We start from the raw sequence: 20,316 nt of genomic DNA on the forward strand, positions 1-20,316 counted from the left end.
TTGGAAGAAATTGGTCGTTTCCGATCGACCAGCGGATCATTATCCAGAGAAACCTGAAGATGTTGCCAAAACGCAGGAAGTAGACTTCCATATTAAGCTTGAGGGTACAAACGACATCCCCACCCTCAAACACCCAGAGATCTGCCTCACGGAGGCCATGACAAAATCAGATGGTACTGTCATGTTTGGCGATCCCGTTATGATTGATTTGGATGATCTGGTGATGGATCCGGATGATCCTAATAATGAGGATACCTATCGATTCTTGCTTAATGATACATTTATCGGGGATGGTATGGACGAATGGAATGATGGTGCTATGGTTGTCTCGGATGACGGCTATGCCAAGATCACCATTGATGATGCCAGCGAGAATCTAATTAAGATCATGCTAACCGATACTGGTGAAGACTTCTACAATTCCCTTAAAGCTGGGGAAGAATCAACGCCTGCAATTAATCAATGGTGGATTTATGCCTTTGATGAGGGCGGAAAACAATCAAATTTGATCGATCCCGGGTATAAGGTTGTGGGCCAAAACGACGCACCAACAGCTCGCGACAACATGTACATGGCAACCGAGGATGACTTCGAGGATGATGGCATTTATCTATCAGGTAATATCATCACTGATGATACCGGGGATGGTGCCGACTCCGATCCAGAAGGCGATATGTTGACTGTTACCGAACTAAAAGACGTCATGGAATTAAACGATCCCAATGGTGACTTAACAGTTGAGCTAACAGGTGACCTGGAGATTACGGTTACATTAGATCAAGATAACTTTGCTGTTTTGACTGTCATGACTGATGGGAGCCTTGAATTAGTCAGCGGTATGGGAGACACCTTTGGCGGCCTTAATAGTGGCGAAACTTACGAATTTAAGTTTGGTTACACCTTAGCCGATAATGGTGATCCTGTAAAAACAGATATGGCAGAGGTCAATATTAAGATCAAAGGCGAAGACGACCAATTCGACTTCGAGTTTAATGAACCAAGTAATTTGGTCTTATATCTGGATGATGATACCGATAACCAAGACGGCGAATATGATGTAAAGAAAATTAAATTTGAGGGAGGCGATCGCGATCTAATTGATACCAATATGGATAACACTATAACTTCAGATGAAATGTATACTTGGATTGATTCGCATTCCGCTGCACTTATGGGCAATACGGAATTGATAGCCTTTTCAATTAAGGATGGTAATTTGCCTCCACCTCTTCCTCCAGAAGATGGTGGGAATCAGGACATACTTGGTCCAGGTGAAGGACAACTTGTATTCCTTGACGGTTTAGGATTTGAAGTTACTGATCCTAGTGATCCGTTTACAATCGAAGATGATGTTATTTTTGATTCTGATGGAATGGGAGGATATACTTCAGATCAACTTGCTGATACCGTTCTCGACCCCGCTACTCAGGAGGGATCGGATATCCTAATGGATATGAGTATCGCTGCAAATACGATACCTGAAAACATGGCATAATAATTGATGAAAAACAAATTATTAAGGGTAGGGAAATTTCTTCCCTACCCTCTTTTTTCAGTCCACCTCCCAAAAAGGTTCTGTCGCATCTGTTGGAGACGCACATGAAATTTCTAAAAACGAGATTCCCCCGGACGCACTAAGCCATCTCTTGCCCTAATTGAACAGAAAAGCTCTGCGAATCATCACCACGTTGTCGGCCCAAAAGGCGTACTCCCAAATAGAAAAATGGTGTATCAAACAAAGCGATCATTGTTTTTATCATAAACATTGGCATGTGCAAATGCATACAAAGATCCCATGACAGTACATCGAGCAAAAATAGAGTGAAAAGGAATATCGTCGTGTCGATAAATTGCGCGGTTATGGTGCTAAGGTTATTTCGTGCCCATAACCATTTGTCTTGAGTTGCTTTTTTCACAAAATGGAATATTCGAATATCCACAAATTGTGAGCAAGAAAAAGCGACCATTGCCGCAAAAAATGTCGATGCGCTGACCAGAAACGCTTTATGGAACTCCTCGTTAGAGAGTATAGAGTGATCTGAAGCAGGAAACACAAGCACTCCAGCCGGGAATTCAACTTTTAATTTGACAAAGCACTAGAGGTTTTGATTTCACGAGAGTATATGGGGGTATTTTTTACTAACTTTCACCCTGGGCTTTGGAAAAGCCTGGCTCACCATTAAATTCTGTCATCTTTTCAACATGAACCCAGTTGTAACGCGTTCCAATTCGATTGAGTAGATCAATGATTACTGACTGCTCGAGGTTATCCTGGTTGGACTTGAGCATAAAGCGACAGCTAAAACAATCGCCCAAATCTGGGTGGTTGCCAGGATGGGGGTACACAATGACACCACGGCTTGAGATTAATTTAAGTTTAAAGTCCGAGCCTTCAAGTATCTGAGCAAGCTGCTGGCCAATGCTTTCGGGATCTTCTCGGGTTTCAATAAAGACATCAACCCCTACAACTCTTTGCTTTAATCTTTGAGGAAGTTCGGGGGTTTTGGGCATATTGATGGGTTGATAAGAGCGAGGACGGTATCCTTGCCAGCTTTTCCCCAGATTGTCGATAATGCGATCTGTAAACTCCGAAGTGGAAAGCGCTTGGCTATCATTTTGTTTGGCTAGATCTTGAGTAAAGGCTTTGTCATGGCCTAAGGTTCTCATCAAGGATTGTTCAAGTGCCGTTGCGTTTTCAAAGAGATCGAGATGACGCAGCAGCATGATGCCAGATAATAAGACAGCCGTAGGGTTAGCGATGTTTTTTCCTGCATACTTGGGAGCAGAGCCGTGCACGGCCTCAAAAATAGCAATATCATGCCCATAATTCGCACTTGGTGCTAGACCAAGTCCCCCCACGAGCCCAGAAGCTAGATCGCTTATGATATCTCCATTCATGTTTGTTGTGACAATAATATCAAAATTTTCTGGAAAGCGAACCATCTGATGAGCACAATTGTCGATAATGATGTGGTGAGCTTCAATTTCAGAGTAGTCAGGGGCTACCTCTTCAAAGGTCCGTTTCATCATCCCTTCCGTAAATTTCATGATATTGGCTTTGGTAGCGCAGTGGACCTTTTTCCGCTTTTCAGCCCGAGCGAGCTCGAAAGCAAAGCGAATAATTTTCTCGCAACCCTTGCGAGTGATAATTTTTAGACCCTCAGCCATTGATGCGGTTTGCATATATTCAACACCCGCATAGAGATCTTCAACATTTTCTCGCACAATAACCAGGTCAATGTTGCGTCCCTTAAATGGGGTTTCAACCCCTGGAAATTCCCGAACCGGCCTTACATTAGCAAAGGTTTCAAAGAGTTTACGCAAGGTTACGTTAGCACTTTTTTCCCCAAATCCAACTGGTGTTTCTAGAGGTCCCTTAAGGACAATGCGGGTTTGTCGTATTGAAGCAAGCGTTTCTTGGGGAACCCCTGACGCCAATCCTTTTTTAAAAACTTCAGCGCCAGCTTCGCAGGTTTGCCAGGTAATGGGGGCGCCGGTGGCTTCAATCATTTTTGTTGTTACATCAACGACCTCGGGTCCAATGCCATCGCCGCGAATCAGTGTGATGGGGATCATTTTTTTCATGGGTTTAACTACCTATGCTGAAGAGAAATTTCACTAGATTATAGCTGAATTTTTACTGGATCCCTAATGCGATTTTACCTGCTTCAGGACTGTTCAGTGAACAACTCTGCCCTGAACTGCACACTTGTACTTATATCTGCTCCCCAGGGCAGCTCCCAATAGTTAAGAACTGACCCCTATAGAGGCAAACGCGTCAGGTTCCAAGACCACTCGCCACAATATACCTCTCCACAACATTTTATTTTTTTATTTCGGCCTTAAAAAAATTGGATACCGGCTCACTCATTTTTCTAATCCATCCCCTTTAGATTCTGGGGGAAATAGCCTGTCACGGGTCAAGTCCGGAATAGCCTCCAGCATGACAGCTAGAGGGATTTCACGGAACAACCCTGAAGGGCCGAGAAAGGGATTTGAGTTTTCTGCTTGAATTTGATACAAAGTTCGTCTAGGATTATAGTTAAGGGTAGGCTTTTATGATGGAGACTTTCAGCAAAAGCTTTACGATGTGTAATCCTATTGTTGTAGGTTTAGGGAGGATTAATAGTGAGTAACTTTGATAGTTTTCAGACACCACAGGCTCTAAATGAGAGCTATGATGAAATAGATGTGTCTGAGGATGAAATACTGATGCATACTACGGGGCCTCTTGAAAATGCGGTTCAGATAGACTGTATGGTCAAGTGGTTTAATCCAATTAAGGGTTTTGGCTTTGTCGTGCCTAGGGGTGAGGACGAGGATATTTTTCTGCATTTTTCTGTTTTAGATGCAGCCGGTTACCAATACCTTGCACCGGGTGACGAAGTAACGTGCATGGTTGGAATGGGTCAAAAAGGACGCCAGGTCGGAAAAATAATGGATGTACAACCAGCACGTCAGGCGCCAGCGCAGTACCAAACAGGTCCGCGACCAATGCAACCGTTTGGTCCTGTAGAACAAGTTGACGGTGAGGTTAAGTGGTTTAACACCATTCGTGGCTTTGGTTTTGTAAGCCCTGATGAAGGAGGACGCGACGTTTTTGTGCATGCCTCGCTTTTGCGGCGTATTGGCCTGCAAAAGGTCTACCCAGGGCAGCGTGTACGCATGCAGGTCACCAGTTCAGATCGTGGACGTCAGGCCTGGACCCTTGAGTTGATTGGGTAATCCATATTGAATCGAATGGCAGGTGTTCAGTAAACGACATCCGTCGTCCTGAACGCTGATTTTCCAATTCGCGCGACTTACAGTCGCACGTTCGGAAAATCAGCTGCCTGTGCTGAACTTGATTCAGTATTCAGGATGACGGTCGTGTTGGTTTCACTGAAAAGCCCTACACACTTCGGTATATATCTTGACACTTAAATCATTTCTAGTGTACCTATTATGAGAGTAGAAATATCAAAGGGGGTGTAGCTCAGTTGGTTAGAGCGCTGGCCTGTCACGCCAGAGGCCGCGGGTTCAAGTCCCGTCACTCCCGCCATTTTCCGCTCTGCCATTGTCACTGAAAATTCAAAGACCTGGGGTCTTGGGCAAATGCCTTATAAACGCGCCGATCGGCTGCCGTCACATTCGAAGCTATTGGATCCAAAATTGTGGCTCTTAGGAATATCACCAACTCATTTACGCTCCGCTTATTGGTCTTACCGCTGAATAAGTGACCTAGGACAGGAATGTCTTGCAGGCCCGCAGGACCAACCTTTTCATTATCTGCTCGTTCTTCCATCAACCCGCCCATAATTACAACATCGCCTGAATTCGTTTGCAAAACCGTATCCAGCTCTCGCACCTGCACCTCAGGAATCAATGAAGTTTTCGTCTCCTGCGAGAGAATCCCAACAGCTGGATCCTCTTTTTCATTAATAACCCTTGAAATAGTGGGTCTCAAGCTCAAGGTCACACGGCCCGTTTTGGGGTGAAATGTTGGATGTACAATCATGACTAAACCAATGGGAACTGTTTGGATTTGGCTAGAGGCACGTTCAATATCATTTTTTTCATTTTCCCTCAGCTCACGACTGTAATTGATTTTGAAAAAAACCAAGTTAGTTGCAACTTTCAACACGGCGGACTGGTTGTTCATCACAGTCATTCTTGGGCTTGAAAGGGTTCTGACTGTTCCAAAACGATTTAGCACTCGAGCCAAAGCTGTGAGCGTTTGTCCCCCGCTACCAATGGTAAAGATGTTTCTCTCACGGTGTTTCATTTCCTCGAAAGCCCCCGGTATACTGAGCGACCCCAATGGCGCAATCAATTTGAAATCACTCTTGACGCGATGCCAATTAATGCCGCCTTGGTATTCTTCATCCAGGTTGACCTCCACTATTTTCGCTTCAATCAGCACCTGTAGTTGGGTATTTTGCTCCACTCGATTCAAATAGGCCTCCAACTGTATATGTTGTTTTTGTGTTGTAAACGCCGACAATAAACCAGCTTGCTTATGAATCGTATACCGAGGATTTTTGTCACCGCTGGCATGCAATATCACCTTCAAATTCGCCTCCAGCTCCGCCCAAAAATCCATGGTTGACTCACCCTTGATTAAAGCACTTGACCCATTATCAAAATCGCGAGAGTACCCTTCCATTGCTGTAAAAACGTCGGTAGCCATGGAAATACGATTTTGGTTTTGCCGCGACAGGGATAAAAACCCAAGTTCATATGTTTTGAGATAGGGGGTATCCAAAGTGATGCTGAGGACACCTGCATCAATGTGATAGCGTAAATTGGTCATGGCACAAATTTCTTGAATCAAGTTGATAAACGGCTTCTGGTGAGCATTTAGATAAACACCCCCTTTAACGCACGGATCAACCATCACGTTGACCTTTGCCTGACGTGCCATTTCAAAGATGACATCCTTAATGGGAACCATCTCGGTAATCGCTAAAGAAACAGGCCGCGTCATGCAAACCGGTAATTCCGGGTCAATTCGCACCGGTTTATACACAGAAGAAGCCAGGGAAACAGGAGCATACTCCTCGGCCACTTTCCCTGTTAAAATTTCTTCATATTTCTCAGAATCCAAACGCAGAGAAGGATCATGATAATCATAGCGCTGCAACTTTGAGCACCCCATACTCAATAGACAAAACCCAAAGCATAGCCAAAAACGAATGCTAAAACCCATTAATTACTCTTCATGTTATATGTGAATGATTTTTAAAATTATAAGTATAATACAGTAAAATATAGAATTTGCATGATGTTTATATTAAAAACCTTTATGCATAACATGCATGATATCTCAGCTCGAGGGTGTGACCGCTGGGTAATTTATCCCTAACGATGTCATCCCTGTACAAGCCAGGTATTTCATCAGCCCTGTTATATGAAGAGGTTTCCTGGACTTTGGGCAAAAAACCGCTATAATGAAAGCCTCCTACCGGGAATTGAAGAGAAAGGCACATGCAAGTCACGTCAGAGAATAACCAGGTCAAATTTACACTGCCGGACGACAGCCAGCGGGCGTACCCTCAAGGTACGACGGGTTTAGGCATTGCTGCAAGCATTGGCAAAAAATTGGCCAAAGATGCGGTAGCAATTCGTGTTGATGGTGAGCTAAAAGATTTAACCCTGCCGTTAGAACAAGATGCTGAGATTGAGCTGATTACTCGTGAGTCCGGTGTGGGGCTTGAGATCCTGCGTCACGACGCTGCTCACGTCATGGCTGAGGCAGTTAAAGAGTTGTATCCAGAAACTCAGGTTACTATTGGCCCAGCGATTGAAAATGGCTTTTATTATGATTTCTATCGGGAAGAGTCATTTACTCCAGAAGACCTTGAAAAAATTGAAAAGAAAATGCGTCAGATTGTTGGACGTAACGAAGTCGTCACCCGTGAAGAGTGGACCCGCAACGATGCGGTTAAATTTTTTAAAGATCAGGGCGAAGAATTTAAAGCAGAACTTATTGCCGCTATCCCCGAAGATCAGCAAATCACCTGTTATCGCCAAGGAGAATTTGTTGACCTTTGCCGGGGACCGCACTTGCCCTCAACCGGAAAGTTGGGTACAGCCTTTAAGTTGATGAAATTGGCGGGGGCTTATTGGCGGGGCGACTCTAACAATCCCATGTTGCAACGCATTTATGGAACTGCCTGGGCCAACGAAAAGCAGCTGAAAGCCTATTTACACCAGTTGGAAGAGGCAGAAAAGCGCGATCATCGTAAATTGGGCCGTGAGATGGAGTTGTTTCACATGCAGGATGAAGCCCCTGGCAGTGTGTTTTGGCACCCCAAGGGCTGGCAAATATATCGGACCTTGCAGAATTATATTCGCAAGCGAACCTTGGAAAGGGGTTATCAAGAAATTAATACGCCGATGCTTGTGGATAGAACTTTATGGGAACAGTCTGGGCACTGGGAAAAGTTCCAAGAACATATGTTTGCTCTTGAAACGGAGCATGGACGACATTTTGCATTGAAACCCATGAGTTGCCCCTGTCACGTTGAAGTCTTTCGCCAGGGCATGAAAAGTTACCGCGATCTGCCACTCAGGCTTGCAGAGTTTGGTTGCTGTCATCGTAATGAACCTTCAGGTGCCCTGCATGGTTTAATGCGTGTCCGAGTGATGACTCAAGACGATGGCCACGTATTTTGTACACCTGAACAGATTTTGGATGAGACAAAAAGTTTTTGTGCTCTCCTCTTGGCAGTCTATAAGGATTTTGGCTTCGAAGATGTTCGTGTGCGATTCTCAGATCGCCCAGAAACCCGAGCTGGATCGGATGATACCTGGGATCGTGCAGAAAAAGCATTGCGTGAAGCCACTGAGTCTGCGGGGCTTGAGTATGATGTTAACCCAGGCGAAGGAGCCTTTTATGGTCCCAAGCTTGAGTTTGTGCTACGTGACGCGATAGGTCGTAGCTGGCAATGTGGCACATTGCAGTTGGATTTTGTGCTGCCAGAACGCTTAAAGGCTACCTATATTGGTGAAGATGGGCAGAAACATTTTCCAGTGATGCTGCACCGGGCAATTTATGGATCTCTAGAGCGCTTTTTAGGAATGTTGATCGAACATTATGCGGGGCACTTTCCGCTTTGGTTGGCACCTCTACAAGTGGTTGTTGCCCCCATTACCAACGATTTTGATGAGTATGCCCAAGAAGTGGCTAATCGATTGCAGAGTGAAGGACTAAGGGTGGAAACTGACCTGCGCAACGAAAAAATTGGCTATAAAATTCGAGAGCTCAGTCATCAAAAGGTACCGGTGATCCTTGCTGTTGGCGGGCGCGAGATGCAGGCACGCACCGTTGCAGTGCGGCGTTTGGGCAGCAAGAATCAGGAAATTATTTCATTAGGTCAAGTGGTTAGTGATTTAAAAAATGAAGCCTTGGGTCCTTTAGACACTATGTTATAATTAAGTTGGATTTGTAAAATCTTATAGAATTGACCGAAAGGAGAAGAACGATATCCAATATCTATTCACGCCACCCGCGGCCGGATAAAGATCAGACGCGCGTAAACAAGCAAATTACATCCCCGAAAGTTCGATTGATCGATGAGAAAGGGGATAATATAGGGGTGGTAACGAGCCAGAAGGCACTAGAACGGGCTCGAGCTGCTGACCTTGATTTGATTGAAATTTCTCCCAATGTTGACCCGCCAGTCTGCAAAATCTCCGACTATGGCAGGTATAAATATGAGATGCAAAAAAAGCAGTCCGAAGCGCGCAAAAAACAAAAGGTGACGGATGTTAAAGAAGTAAAAATTCGCCCTGTTACCGAAGAACACGATTACCAGGTGAAGCTTAGGAATATGCAACGCTTTATCGGTCATGGAGACAAAGTTAAAGTGACCATGCGCTTTCGAGGTCGTGAATTGAGCCACAAAGAACTTGGGGTTAATCTGATGAAACGCATTTGCGCTGATTTGGAAGAAATTGCTAAAGTGGATGCACCCGCCAAACTTGAAGGCCGACAGATGATTATGGTATTGAGCCCGAAGTAATGTAACCGTGGTGACGGGCTGTTCAGTGAAACCAACACGGCCGTCATCTTGAACGTTAGTTTCACTGAGTATCCCTGGCAATTGAGAACAAAATTGCCATCTTTTGTGCCTTTTTCAGATGCTTTTGCCCTTTCCATGTCATCCTACTCCGTTAACGATTTGAAAAAGGAAAAGGAAGAAGAATGCAGCACGTAGAAAGCGATATAAACGAAGTCATTGCAGATTTAGATAAAACGTTTCGGATGGCGTTGGAAGAGAAAAACTTCACTGCTGCTGTTCGCGCTAAAGAGATTATCGGCAAGCTAATTGGAGCTTTCTCAGTCTCAGCTAATGCTTCAAGAGACTGCGACCTGCAAAATATCACTGATGAAGGTCTGGAGACTTTAGTAAAGAATATACAAGAAAAGTTGCAAAAATAAATGCATCAAAAAAACATTTGCCTTGCTAGAATACCCCTATGTTACAATTGACATAACTGATATTTTAGAATCAATCAGAAAATAGCAAATCACTATGTCGGCTTTGTCAGTTGATGTGATTGCAGAGACGACAGACCTAAATCAAAAAATTGTTGAGCAACTTTAAATAGAATTAAACACAAGCTCTAAAACCTAGGTTTCATACGGGTTTTGGGGGGTTATTTTCCATAACGAGATTCCCCCGGACGCACTACGCCATCTCTTGCTCTAATTGAACAGAAAAACTCTGCGAATCATCACGACGTTGACGGCCCAAAAGGCGCACGCCCAAATAGAAAAATGGTGTATCAAACAAAGCGATCATTGTTTTTATCATAAACATTGGCATGTGCAAATGCATGCACAGATCCCATGACAGTACATCGAGCAAAAATAGAGTGAAAAGGAATATCGTCGTGTCGATAAACTGTGCAGTTATGGTGCTAAGGTTATTTCTTGCCCACAACCATTTGTCTTGAGTTGCTTTTTTCACAAAATGGAATATTCGAATATCGACAAATTGCGAGCAAGAAAAAGCGACCATTGCCGCAAAAAATGTCGATGCGCTGACCCGAAACGCTTTATGGAACTCCTCGTTAGAGAGTATAGAGTGATCTGAAGCAGGAAACAGATCAGCTGTCCATAACACCACAACAATGAACACATTGGCAACGATACCAGATATCACAACTTGATCGGCTTTGTCTTTACCATATAACTCTGAAATTAGATCAGTCATTAGAAAGGTTACAGGAAACACAAGTACGCCAGCCGGGAACTCAACTTTTAACATGTCGAATAAATTCACATGAATAAATTTTCCAAACATTATCGTGGCGCATATTGTCGAGGTAATAAACATACTGGCAAGTATGAGGTAGGTTAAATTTTCTTGTTTGGCGTTCGTTGTCATTTTCTCTGTCATTGCGCAAACTCCAATTTTTACTCCAACGATGTTGGTATATTCATGTGCGTATGATATAGAACATATAAGGGTTTGATACAAGCTTTAATTGATAAAAAATGAACGATGCAGCTTATAAGTACTACCAATCAGTGAAAGGGCAGTTTCACGAAATATGTGAGCCTCTATTGCGGCACTTTGACATACGTGTGGCATATCTAAAATTTCTCGACAACGATCGATACCTGTTTTTGAATAACTATGACAATGATCAATTTACCCATTTCCGCTTAACACAAATTCTTGATGATGGCCAGTTTTTTCTCCAACACCGCCAGAAGGCTCAGACACAAAGAACGTACACTCACCTATGGCCTACAGTTTTGAGAAAAGAAGACCTTTTGATGAAATCTTTATATGAAGCAAATATCTGGCACGGATTTTCAATCATCAATACGCAAACAGATGGTGATGAGATATTTTCTTTTGTAACACAACGAAAAAACGAATGTATTACTAATTTTTATATTAATTGTTTGGATGTATTGAATTATTTTATAGTGTATTTTAAAAGCAAAGCTTTTGATTTAATTGACACTTCTGATCAAAAAAAACTTGCTGTTTTGAGAAAAACCATGACAGCACAATCATTTCAAATTGAAGACAACTTTTCCGAGCGTGTGCAAAATTTTATGAATGACGTGCATATCGATAAATTTGTCATAGATACTGAGATGGGGCCAAAGCATCTCTCAAAGCGTGAATTCGACTGCCTTTTTAAGCTTTCTCAGGGTAAGAGCGGCAAGGAAATTGCCAATGAATTATCTATTTCTCCCAGAACTGTCGAAACGCACCTTAACAAAATTAAATGTAAAACAGGCCTTTTGTTAAGGTCTGATTTGGTTAAATTGCTAGACGGGATCGTGTCCCGTCAGGAAATTTTAATCAAACATACACAAGGTGCTTCTGCAGTTATCGAATGATGAAAATGGCAACATATTGGAATTATTTGACAAAGCACTGCGGTTGTATATTTTTCATAATTTTTCCAAGGAAAAATGCTTGATTGTTTTGCATAGATCCCTTAACGTCACAGTAGATTTTAGCAACAAGAAAATTAGTAGGAAATTAATAATGACTTCAGCAGCAATTGATAATGAAAAAGCTTACCAATACTATCTATCGGTCAAGGAAAATTTTAATTCGGTTTGTAAGCCGCTTTTGCAGCATTTTGGTTTGCGGTTTGCTTACCTGAAGTTTTTTGATAAATATCAGTACTTTTTTATCAATAGCTACAATAATGACCAGTTCACACGTTTGCGATTAACACAGATTCATGATGATGGAAAAGTTTTTGAACAACAAAAAAGGACAACAGCTGATGAGTCTACGCAACACTACTTTTGGCCCAGCGTCGTTCCTAAGCAGGACCGTCTGCTGTCAGCTCTCTACCACGAAAACATCTGGAATGGTTACTCAATAATTAAAAAACACCAACTAGAAACCGAAATATTTACTTTCGTAACAACTAAGGACCAAGAATCAATCAATAATTTTTACAAGAATAACAGTGGCATTCTTGAGCATTTCATAACCTACTTTAAAGATAAAGCAAATGATCTGATTAATGTGAGCGATGAATCAATAGTTGCCAGGCTTAAAAAAGTAGATGATGAAGGGCTACCTCTTGAAAATTATTCGGAGAAGTTAGGAAAATTTCTGACTGATACCAAGATTGATAGAATCGCTGTTAATACAAATTCTGGGCCCTGTTTTCTTTCTAATGCTGAGGCTAAGTGCCTGGTACAGCAGTGCCAAGAACATATTCTCAACAATATGTCGCAGGAATCAGAATACGACTCTAAAGAGGTCGATTTTCACCTGGAAAATATCAAAAAGAAAACTGGTTACTCTTCTGAAAAAGACTTCGCCAAATTACTGAAGGATGTCGTAAACCATAATGTCATTATGCGCAATTCCGTAGTTTGAGTTCATGGGTTGCCATAGATGAAGTGTCCCATATGCACAACCAAAAAGGGGAAACGTTCTTGTCAGATGACAACTACTTGTATCTGTAGCCATTGCTGCGGAACGAGTCGCAAGAAAGATTTGTGTGAGGGCTGTTCTTTCTACAAAGAGCCTAAGAGAAACTATAACCAAATCCCATTTTATGCTCCCAATGAAATGGATGGTTTTGACGAACGTGAGAAGATATCCGATGTCATTGAGGTTGCTCTTTCCAATTATGATTATGGCATAGAAGAGCAGTTAAATGATAATGATGCTATCCAAATTATAGAAATGCTGCTTGACGTATATTATTTTGCAGAGGATCCACCGAAAAATGACAATCCACTCGTAGAAAATGGATTTCAAGTTGTTCTTAGCAGCATACAAAAAAAGCTCTTGCCTATGGATTTAGGGGAACTTTCTAAAATTCTTGGAGCCATAAGATTTGTGGCCAAGCGACGTACTACTGGCCGCCGCGAATATATGGAAATTATTCGCCAATATGTTGGTGTCGACTTAAAGGGGCTTGGTAGAGTAAAAATCATTGTTGAACCTGGTTTGGGATAACCTGGCCAATTTCCTCCGTAGTGTTCGGGATGACACATCGGAGTGTAACCCCAATTTGAACCATGCCTATCTTTCCCACCTTTCCAAAACAGCATCCGTAAAAATTACGTACGGAATTTTTCCTACTTCACGTTAGAATGTATTTCAGGTAATTTTAATTCAGAATCACATTGGTTATTTATTTAAGATTATTATTTTGTGTTTCTAGGGTTTTGTTAAGAATTATTTTATTATTTTTAATAGTATGCTTTTTTATTTATTTTTTAATGTATTTTAGTATTATTTGTTGTGCCTGAATTCCAACCGCTATGCCTGATTAAAGTCAGGAATGGCGGTTGCAGGTTCTTTAATCATATCCGTAAAAACAATCCTGTTTTCATATTACGCTTTTGCGTGGTAGATTCTCCTTCTAGATAACACCTTTTGGGAAGAGTACTTATGCACTACGCGCAAAATTTTGTTGGGACTGGACGTGCTCCCAAATTTGACCTTATTCCAGAAACACTAGATGCACGACAAAAGGTGCTTGATGAGTTGCAACAGGGTGAGCTGCCGATGTTACAGCCTGCCATTGCAGCTAAAATTTTCTTGCAGTGGCAGTCCATAGTTCAAAGTTGGAGGCAGGAGTTCACTGATGTTGTGGTTTTGGGAACGGGAGGGTCCAGCTTAGGGGCGCAAACATTAGTTGCCTTAAAGCAAGGGTGCTGTTGGCAAGAAGCGGGGCATCCCCGACTCCACTTTTTGGATAATTTGGATGCAACAACGTTTGGCAAACTGCTGGAGAATTTAGATGCTGAGAATACCGGGTTTTTGGTTATCTCTAAATCCGGATATACAGCAGAAACTCTATGCCAAAGTCTTTTGTTGTTACAGCAACTAGAGGGAAGTGTGGATGTTGCAGATCAGGTGCTCGTCATTACCCAAAAACAACCCGACTCACCCCTGTTACAACTAAGTCAGAAGTTCAATCTTAAAGTACTGGAGCACCCGGTTGACATTGGTGGGCGTTTTTCAGCATTTACAGTGGTTGGTTTGCTCCCTGCCCTACTGGCAGGAGTCGATATTAAGCAAGTGCTCGCAGGCGCTAAAGACACAATTGAAGCATTCACTTTGCAGCAAAAACATCCTGCTGTCCTTGGAGCACAGATGCACAATGTGTTTTTGCAGGATGGATATACGAGTAACGTGCTTATGCCCTATACCGACCGACTGTACCCTTTGTCGCTTTGGTTTCGCCAACTTTGGGCAGAAAGTTTAGGCAAGAACAATGCAGGTACAACACCTGTCCAGGCTTTGGGGCCCGTTGACCAACACAGTCAATTGCAGCTCTATCTTGACGGCCCAAAGGATAAATTTTTTACAATTCTTAAGGCCAGTGCAACAGAGGACACCAAAGCTTTAGATCCTGAAACAGCTGGACAGTTGGGACTAAATTATCTTGCCGGTAAAACCATGGGGCAACTCAATTGGGCCGAGAGCCTTGCAACAGTGGACACACTCGTTGCAGCAGGTTGTCCAACTCGAACCATTGACGTCACTCTGGATGAACAATCGCTGGGAGCATTGATGATGCACTTTTTTCTTGAAACCATTTTAACTGCACAGTTGTGGCAGGTAAATCCGTTTGATCAACCGGCTGTTGAAGCTAGTAAACGTTTGACGAAAACTTACCTTTTAGAGGGAGAAAACTCATGACTGTTCGGCTCCTGCCCACAATTCTTGTCAATCAAATTGCCGCAGGAGAAGTGGTTGAGCGCCCTGCTTCAATTGTTAAAGAACTTGTTGAAAATTCAATTGATGCAGGGGCAACGCAAATCAATGTTGTCATGCGCGATGGCGGTCGCAGTTTTTTGCAAGTGCAAGATAATGGGAATGGGATGAATCGCGCTGATTTAGAACTCGGCGTTGAACGTCATGCAACTTCGAAATTGCCGAATGAGGATCTGTTTAACATCCAAACACTCGGGTTTAGGGGTGAGGCTCTACCGTCTATTGGCGCCGTGAGTCGTTTGAAAATATCAAGTAACACTCGAGGACAAGAAAACGGTTGGACTCTAAGTGTTGAAGGGGGAAATAAGAGCGATCTGTCTCCTTGCGTACACCCGGCGGGTACGACAATTGAGGTACGTGATTTGTTTTTTGCAACCCCAGCGCGCCTAAAATTTCTCAAAACCTCAACCACAGAATCAAATCATATCAACCAAGTTTTAACCCGGTTGGCAATGGCCCATCCTGAAATCGGTTTTACCTTGAAGGATAACACAAGGGTTTGTTTTAACTACATGCCACAATCGTCTTCAGATGAAGACGCTCGGCTAAAACGCCTAGGTGAAATCATGGGGCAAGAGTTTACCGAAAATGCACTGGCAGTTTCTGCGCAGAGCCAGGGATATCAATTGTCTGGATTTGTGGGCCTGCCAACACTCAGCCGGGGCAATGCTAATTTTCAGTACCTTTTTGTCAATGGAAGACCGGTAAAGGATAAAGTCCTTGCCGGGGCATTGCGGGCAGCTTACCAGGATTTCTTGCCCAGAGACCGCCACCCCTTGGTGGCTTTGTTCTTAGAGCTCGATCCGCACATGGTGGATATGAACGTGCACCCGGCCAAAACAGAGGTGCGCTTTCGTGATGCTGGTTTTGTTAGAGGGTTGCTGATTTCATCGATTCAAAAAGCCTTAAATAGTGCTGGACATAGAGCCTCTACCACCATCGCCCAATCAGCAATGCAATCTTTTGGTACAGCCAGTAATGCATTGCCGCGAGCACCAGCTTCATCCACACCCACATCCACATCGTATTCAACGCCTGCATCGGTGACAACGATTCCATCAGCGCATAGTCCCAACTTACCGGGGTTATCCTTAGCGCCTACAGCCAGGACAGCTGCTCCAGCTGCTGCTGAAACAGCACAGATCGCAGAAGAAGAAATTCTTGCAGACCCGCAGTACCCTTTGGGAGTTGCCAAAACTCAACTTAAACAAACATACATTGTGGCAGAAACTGAGAAAGGTTTGGTGATCGTTGATCAACACGCAGCTCATGAACGCTTGGTGTACGAAAAGATGAAACAGGGACAAAAAGATCGAGGAGTAGCTCGGCAAACTTTGTTGGTTCCTGAGGTTGTCGAACTACCCGAAGCAGCAATCGAACATTTACTGCAAGTTATTGATGATCTGTTCCAATTTGGCCTGGTGCTTGAAAAATTTGGTGAGTCAGCAGTTTTAGTCCGAGAAGTACCGGCCCTGCTCGGACAGGTTAATGCAAAACGATTAATTTGTGATCTGAGTGACGAGTTAGAATCACTGGGACAAGCATATAGCTTAAAAGAAAAAGTTGAAGAAGTTTGTGCAACGATTGCTTGCCATGGCAGTGTGCGAGCTGGGCGCCAGTTGTCGCTCGAAGAAATGAATGCTCTCTTGCGAGAAATGGAAAAAACACCTCATTCAGGGCAGTGTAATCACGGACGCCCAACTTACGTTGAGCTTCCATGGAATGATGTTGAAAAACTATTTGGGCGGCGTTAGCCGCTGACACAAGCCCTGGGCGGGGATTTGTAGTGTATTGTTGAACATACAAGACATGTTTTGGACCAGGACCAAAGTCGTTAATTCAACAACAGCGTTTTCTGGAAACATCTCTTGCAATTTTGGCAAGAGCTGGTGTGAGAGACTATTTTGTTTGTTGCAAATGGATTCAGTATATTCAAGCGCCAGTCGTTCCTTGTCACTGAAATGTGGACTTTCTTGATAGTTTGCTAAAGCATTCACTTTTTTATCACAGACATGGCGTTTTATGGAGAGTAAGAGATTCAGATCAATACAGAATTGACAATGATTTTTTTGGGCTACCAGCAAAGAGAGCAAAACCCGAAGCTCTGGAGAGAGCGGTGAGCGTTTGCGATTGAGAATTGCATTAAAACTGCTAAAAGCAAGCAACAGACGCGGGGCCTTGCCCCAGATGAGACTGGGATCCAGAGGAGCACCATATTTCTTTTTTTGCAACCTCAAGATTAGGCGCACATACCAGGGGTAATCAGAAATGAGGTCGGGTTGAAGATATCGTTTCACGTCTTATCCATAAAGTGGCCAAACATATAAGATCAGAGGAACAGCAGCGATAACGATGATGATATCCAAAGGCAGGCCAATGCGCCAGTAATCTTTAAATTGATATCCTCCAGGCCCCATGACCAGCATATTTGACGGATGTCCAATGGGCGTTAGGAATGTACAAGAGCTTCCAACCGCCACAGTGATCAGAAATGGATCCACGGATGCTCCAAGGTTGCGGGCCAGTTCTACGGCAATTGGAGCCATGAGAAGGGCTGTTGCCGCATTGTTGATTACATCTGAAAGCAACATGCAAATGACCAGCAATAGGGTGATGAGGATATAGTTAGGAAAATTAGGTTGGATGAGTAGTGTGTTAACAATCATGCTGGTTGTACCGGTCATGCTCAACGCTTCACCTAAAGGAAACATGCTGCCAATCAGGATCAGAATAGAAAAGTCGATCGATTCAAAGGCTGCTTTGAATTTTATTTTTTGTAGAAGAATTAAGATGACGACAGCACTGAGAAAAGCGATGGAAGGGGGAAGTATATTCAGAGAGCTTAAAAGGATAGCACAGGCAAACACCCCTAAGGGCCAGTAGGTGATCTGACCGCGCACAGGTTGTAATTCTCGTCCTGCAAGCGGCAGGCAGCCTGTACTGTTGAGGGAATCTTGCAAACCTTTTCGTGTTCCTTGTAACAAAAGGATATCACCTTCTTCAAAACGCAGGCTGCTCATTCGCTCGATGTAAAATTGTCCTTTGCGAGAAATTGCAAGGAGGATTGATTTGAAGCGCTTGTAAAAACTTTTGCAAGAAGTGTCGATAAGTGGAGAGCCAGGCGGGATAATGGCTTCAATCATTTTTACATCCAGCCCAAGCATCCCTTCAATTTTCTCAGGTTTTCCCGGTAATAGGTGGATGGCTTGGCTATCAAATAGCTTTTTCAATGCAGTAGGTTCGACTTCCAAAACTAAAATATCATCCTCCTGGATGATTGTCGTGTGTGAGGGGCAAAGAATCCGATTGTTTCCACGAAATAAGGTTAAGACTGATATTTCTCCAGGGATTCTCTCGGAAAATTCAAACAACGTCTTGCCAATAAGTGGGGATGTCGAGTGAATACTAATTTCAGTAATGTACTCACGTATATGAAACATTTCACCAGCCTCAAGGGAGGTACGACGCTTTGGCAGTAATCTCCAGCCAATTAGGGTGATAAAGAAAATGCCTAAGAGTCCTATGATGCCCCCGACGTAGGCAAAATCAAACATTGAAAAGGACTGCCCTTCAGCTTCAGCACGATAATTGGCGATAATAATATTAGGAGGAGTACCGATAAGAGTTGCCAGTCCCCCTAACAGAGAAGCAAAAGACAGTGGCATGAGAAGAAACGTGGGAGAAATTTTGGTTTGGTGGGCATATTGTATAGCAATGGGTAGAATGAGGGAGAGAGCGCCAATATTATTCATAAATGCAGAACAAAAGGCAACACCTAGAACCAGTACAAAGAGTTGTAGGATCGGTTGATTTCGAAAGGCATGGAGGTGCGAGATAATTAAATCAAGGCTTCCCGATTGGCCGAGCGCATTTGTCAGGATTAAAATACAAGCGGTCATGATAACGGCTGGATGGCTAAAACCAAGAAATGCTCTTTCAAAAGGAATGACACCACTAGAACACGCGATGAGCAATGCTGAAAGCGCTACAAGGTCATAGCGGATTTTTCCCCACACAAACATCCCAAGGGTACCCAGGAGCACACTCAAGATGATAACTTGGTCGAAGGTAAAAAATGCCATGAGCCCAATTTATTTTTATTATGATATTTAATTTAGCATAGGCGCTAAGATTTTAATAGAATTAAGTTTCCCCCTCTCTTACCTTAAGTAAACAACAAGGAAAATACAGATAAAAAACTGACTATGTTTGATTAACTATTAATTAATGGAATTAAGGTGATAATAATACTGTCAATTACGACATAATAAATTAGATATCCTTGATAACGAAATGGAGGCTAGCTATGATTACTAATCTTACAAAATTTCTTCGTGAAGAAAATGGAGCAACTGCCATTGAATATGGTTTAATCGCCGCTTTGATTTCAGTTGTGATTATTGCAGCTATTACCCTTGTTGGAAACGGTTTGCAGACAACATTTGATACTGTTGCAACCAATCTCTAGAGCTTAACACTTGATTTTATGGCTCCCTTGTTTTTTACTAGGGAGCCATAATTTTATGAATCCATACTGAAGAGAGCTGACCAAGGAGGTTGCTGCCTTGATTTGCAGCATTCCTGAAACCCCTGATTCATTTCCAGTATACCCATTGTACTTCAAGCTCCTGGGCTCATTAAAGCCCTTGTTCCTAAAATTATCACAAGAGAAAAAACATGCTGAAAGTAATCAAACATTTTTTTATGAAAATGCTGGTGCAACTGCAATCGAATATGCACTCATTGCGTCATTGATTTCTGTTATGATTATAGCCGCAGCAGCGCTTTTGGGTGGAAAGCTGCAGGTAATTTATGATGATGTTGCAAGTCGGATGTAACAAACCACAGTAACGCTCAGTTTTTACAAAAGAATAAAACAGTTATTATTAAAGTAAAATAAAGTCAAAATGAATTTAAAGATAAGTTAATGTTTATATAACACAATAATAGTGTCAGACATGACATGGTTTTTTTAACTTTAATTTATGGAGGTTATCATGCTTAAAAATCTAAAAACATTTCTTAGAGAGGAAAGTGGAGCAACAGCTATTGAATATGGTTTGATAGCTGCCCTAATTTCGGTTGTAATTATTGCATCTGT

At 42.8% G+C, this 20,316-nt stretch carries 19 protein-coding genes and 1 tRNA gene; 14 read left to right on the forward strand and 6 right to left on the reverse strand.

Annotation, left to right across the window (positions count from 1 at the left end):
- The coding region (locus ABFQ95_02910) for a hypothetical protein (protein ID MEN8236480.1) at positions 1–1,495 on the forward strand (1,495 nt) is incomplete at its 5' end.
- A gap of 139 nt (positions 1,496–1,634) precedes the next feature.
- On the opposite strand, the gene ABFQ95_02915 is transcribed toward ABFQ95_02910, so the two are convergent.
- Both ABFQ95_02915 and ABFQ95_02920 read right to left on the reverse strand, forming a co-directional pair.
- Positions 1,635–2,054 (reverse strand): queuosine precursor transporter, encoded by a 420-nt coding sequence (locus tag ABFQ95_02915; GenBank protein MEN8236481.1) that lies wholly within the window; start codon positions 2,052–2,054, stop codon positions 1,635–1,637.
- 85 nt (positions 2,055–2,139) lie between these two features.
- The gene (locus tag ABFQ95_02920) at positions 2,140–3,585 is read right to left on the reverse strand and encodes an NADP-dependent isocitrate dehydrogenase (protein ID MEN8236482.1); all 1,446 of its coding nucleotides are present in this window, start codon (positions 3,583–3,585) and stop codon (positions 2,140–2,142) included.
- 543 nt (positions 3,586–4,128) lie between these two features.
- Here ABFQ95_02920 and ABFQ95_02925 point away from each other — a divergent pair.
- Together ABFQ95_02925 and ABFQ95_02930 are read left to right on the forward strand one after the other, a co-directional pair.
- Positions 4,129–4,725, forward strand: a complete 597-nt coding sequence (locus tag ABFQ95_02925) for a cold shock domain-containing protein (GenBank protein ID MEN8236483.1) — start codon at positions 4,129–4,131, stop codon at positions 4,723–4,725.
- A gap of 239 nt (positions 4,726–4,964) precedes the next feature.
- Positions 4,965–5,041 (forward strand) — tRNA-Asp (locus tag ABFQ95_02930).
- Between the two features lie 18 nt (positions 5,042–5,059).
- Here ABFQ95_02930 and ABFQ95_02935 read toward each other — a convergent pair.
- Positions 5,060–6,688, reverse strand: a complete 1,629-nt coding sequence (locus ABFQ95_02935; GenBank protein ID MEN8236484.1) for a hypothetical protein — start codon at positions 6,686–6,688, stop codon at positions 5,060–5,062.
- A gap of 278 nt (positions 6,689–6,966) precedes the next feature.
- Between ABFQ95_02935 and thrS the strand changes: the two genes are divergently transcribed.
- From thrS to ABFQ95_02950, 3 genes are all read left to right on the forward strand, one after another.
- A complete protein-coding gene (thrS, locus tag ABFQ95_02940; GenBank protein MEN8236485.1) occupies positions 6,967–8,916 on the forward strand; it encodes a threonine--tRNA ligase in 1,950 nt (649 codons plus the stop codon).
- A 59-nt stretch (positions 8,917–8,975) separates the two neighbouring features.
- Complete coding sequence (gene infC / locus ABFQ95_02945) at positions 8,976–9,506, forward strand: translation initiation factor IF-3 (protein MEN8236486.1); 531 nt, start codon at positions 8,976–8,978, stop codon at positions 9,504–9,506.
- Positions 9,507–9,688: 182 nt separating this feature from the next.
- On the forward strand, positions 9,689–9,925 hold the full coding sequence (locus tag ABFQ95_02950) for a hypothetical protein (protein ID MEN8236487.1): 237 nt from the start codon (positions 9,689–9,691) through the stop codon (positions 9,923–9,925).
- A gap of 250 nt (positions 9,926–10,175) precedes the next feature.
- On the opposite strand, the gene ABFQ95_02955 is transcribed toward ABFQ95_02950, so the two are convergent.
- Complete coding sequence (locus ABFQ95_02955) at positions 10,176–10,889, reverse strand: queuosine precursor transporter (GenBank protein ID MEN8236488.1); 714 nt, start codon at positions 10,887–10,889, stop codon at positions 10,176–10,178.
- Positions 10,890–11,251: 362 nt separating this feature from the next.
- Here ABFQ95_02955 and ABFQ95_02960 point away from each other — a divergent pair, with 362 nt between their 5' ends.
- The 5 genes from ABFQ95_02960 (at position 11,252) to mutL (ending at position 16,969) form a co-directional block, all read left to right on the forward strand.
- On the forward strand, positions 11,252–11,851 hold the full coding sequence (locus tag ABFQ95_02960) for a helix-turn-helix transcriptional regulator (protein ID MEN8236489.1): 600 nt from the start codon (positions 11,252–11,254) through the stop codon (positions 11,849–11,851).
- 151 nt (positions 11,852–12,002) lie between these two features.
- Positions 12,003–12,857, forward strand: coding sequence for a hypothetical protein (locus tag ABFQ95_02965; protein ID MEN8236490.1), 855 nt, complete (start codon positions 12,003–12,005; stop codon positions 12,855–12,857).
- Between the two features lie 195 nt (positions 12,858–13,052).
- Positions 13,053–13,445, forward strand: coding sequence for a hypothetical protein (locus ABFQ95_02970; protein ID MEN8236491.1), 393 nt, complete (start codon positions 13,053–13,055; stop codon positions 13,443–13,445).
- Positions 13,446–13,883: 438 nt separating this feature from the next.
- Complete coding sequence (locus ABFQ95_02975; GenBank protein ID MEN8236492.1) at positions 13,884–15,140, forward strand: glucose-6-phosphate isomerase; 1,257 nt, start codon at positions 13,884–13,886, stop codon at positions 15,138–15,140.
- Positions 15,137–16,969, forward strand: a complete 1,833-nt coding sequence (gene mutL / locus ABFQ95_02980) for a DNA mismatch repair endonuclease MutL (GenBank protein MEN8236493.1) — start codon at positions 15,137–15,139, stop codon at positions 16,967–16,969. The genes ABFQ95_02975 and mutL overlap by 4 nt, the downstream gene beginning before the upstream one ends.
- On the opposite strand, the gene ABFQ95_02985 is transcribed toward mutL, so the two are convergent.
- Complete coding sequence (locus ABFQ95_02985) at positions 16,952–17,512, reverse strand: carboxymuconolactone decarboxylase family protein (protein ID MEN8236494.1); 561 nt, start codon at positions 17,510–17,512, stop codon at positions 16,952–16,954. The two genes, mutL and ABFQ95_02985, sit on opposite strands and share 18 nt — an antisense overlap.
- A gap of 3 nt (positions 17,513–17,515) precedes the next feature.
- Positions 17,516–19,297: an SLC13 family permease gene (locus ABFQ95_02990; GenBank protein MEN8236495.1), complete on the reverse strand. Its 1,782-nt coding sequence runs from the start codon at positions 19,295–19,297 to the stop codon at positions 17,516–17,518.
- Between the two features lie 224 nt (positions 19,298–19,521).
- Between ABFQ95_02990 and ABFQ95_02995 the strand changes: the two genes are divergently transcribed.
- The 3 genes from ABFQ95_02995 to ABFQ95_03005 all read left to right on the forward strand — a co-directional run.
- Entirely contained in the window at positions 19,522–19,683 is a 162-nt protein-coding gene (locus tag ABFQ95_02995) for a Flp family type IVb pilin (GenBank protein ID MEN8236496.1), read from the forward strand.
- Between the two features lie 97 nt (positions 19,684–19,780).
- Positions 19,781–20,053, forward strand: coding sequence for a Flp family type IVb pilin (locus ABFQ95_03000; protein ID MEN8236497.1), 273 nt, complete (start codon positions 19,781–19,783; stop codon positions 20,051–20,053).
- 159 nt (positions 20,054–20,212) lie between these two features.
- Positions 20,213–20,316, forward strand: a 104-nt coding sequence (locus ABFQ95_03005; protein MEN8236498.1) for a Flp family type IVb pilin, incomplete at its 3' end; no start/stop codon positions are given.

The organism is Pseudomonadota bacterium (genome assembly GCA_039714795.1).
GTDB lineage: Bacteria > Pseudomonadota > Alphaproteobacteria > JAGOMX01 > JAGOMX01 > JBDLIP01.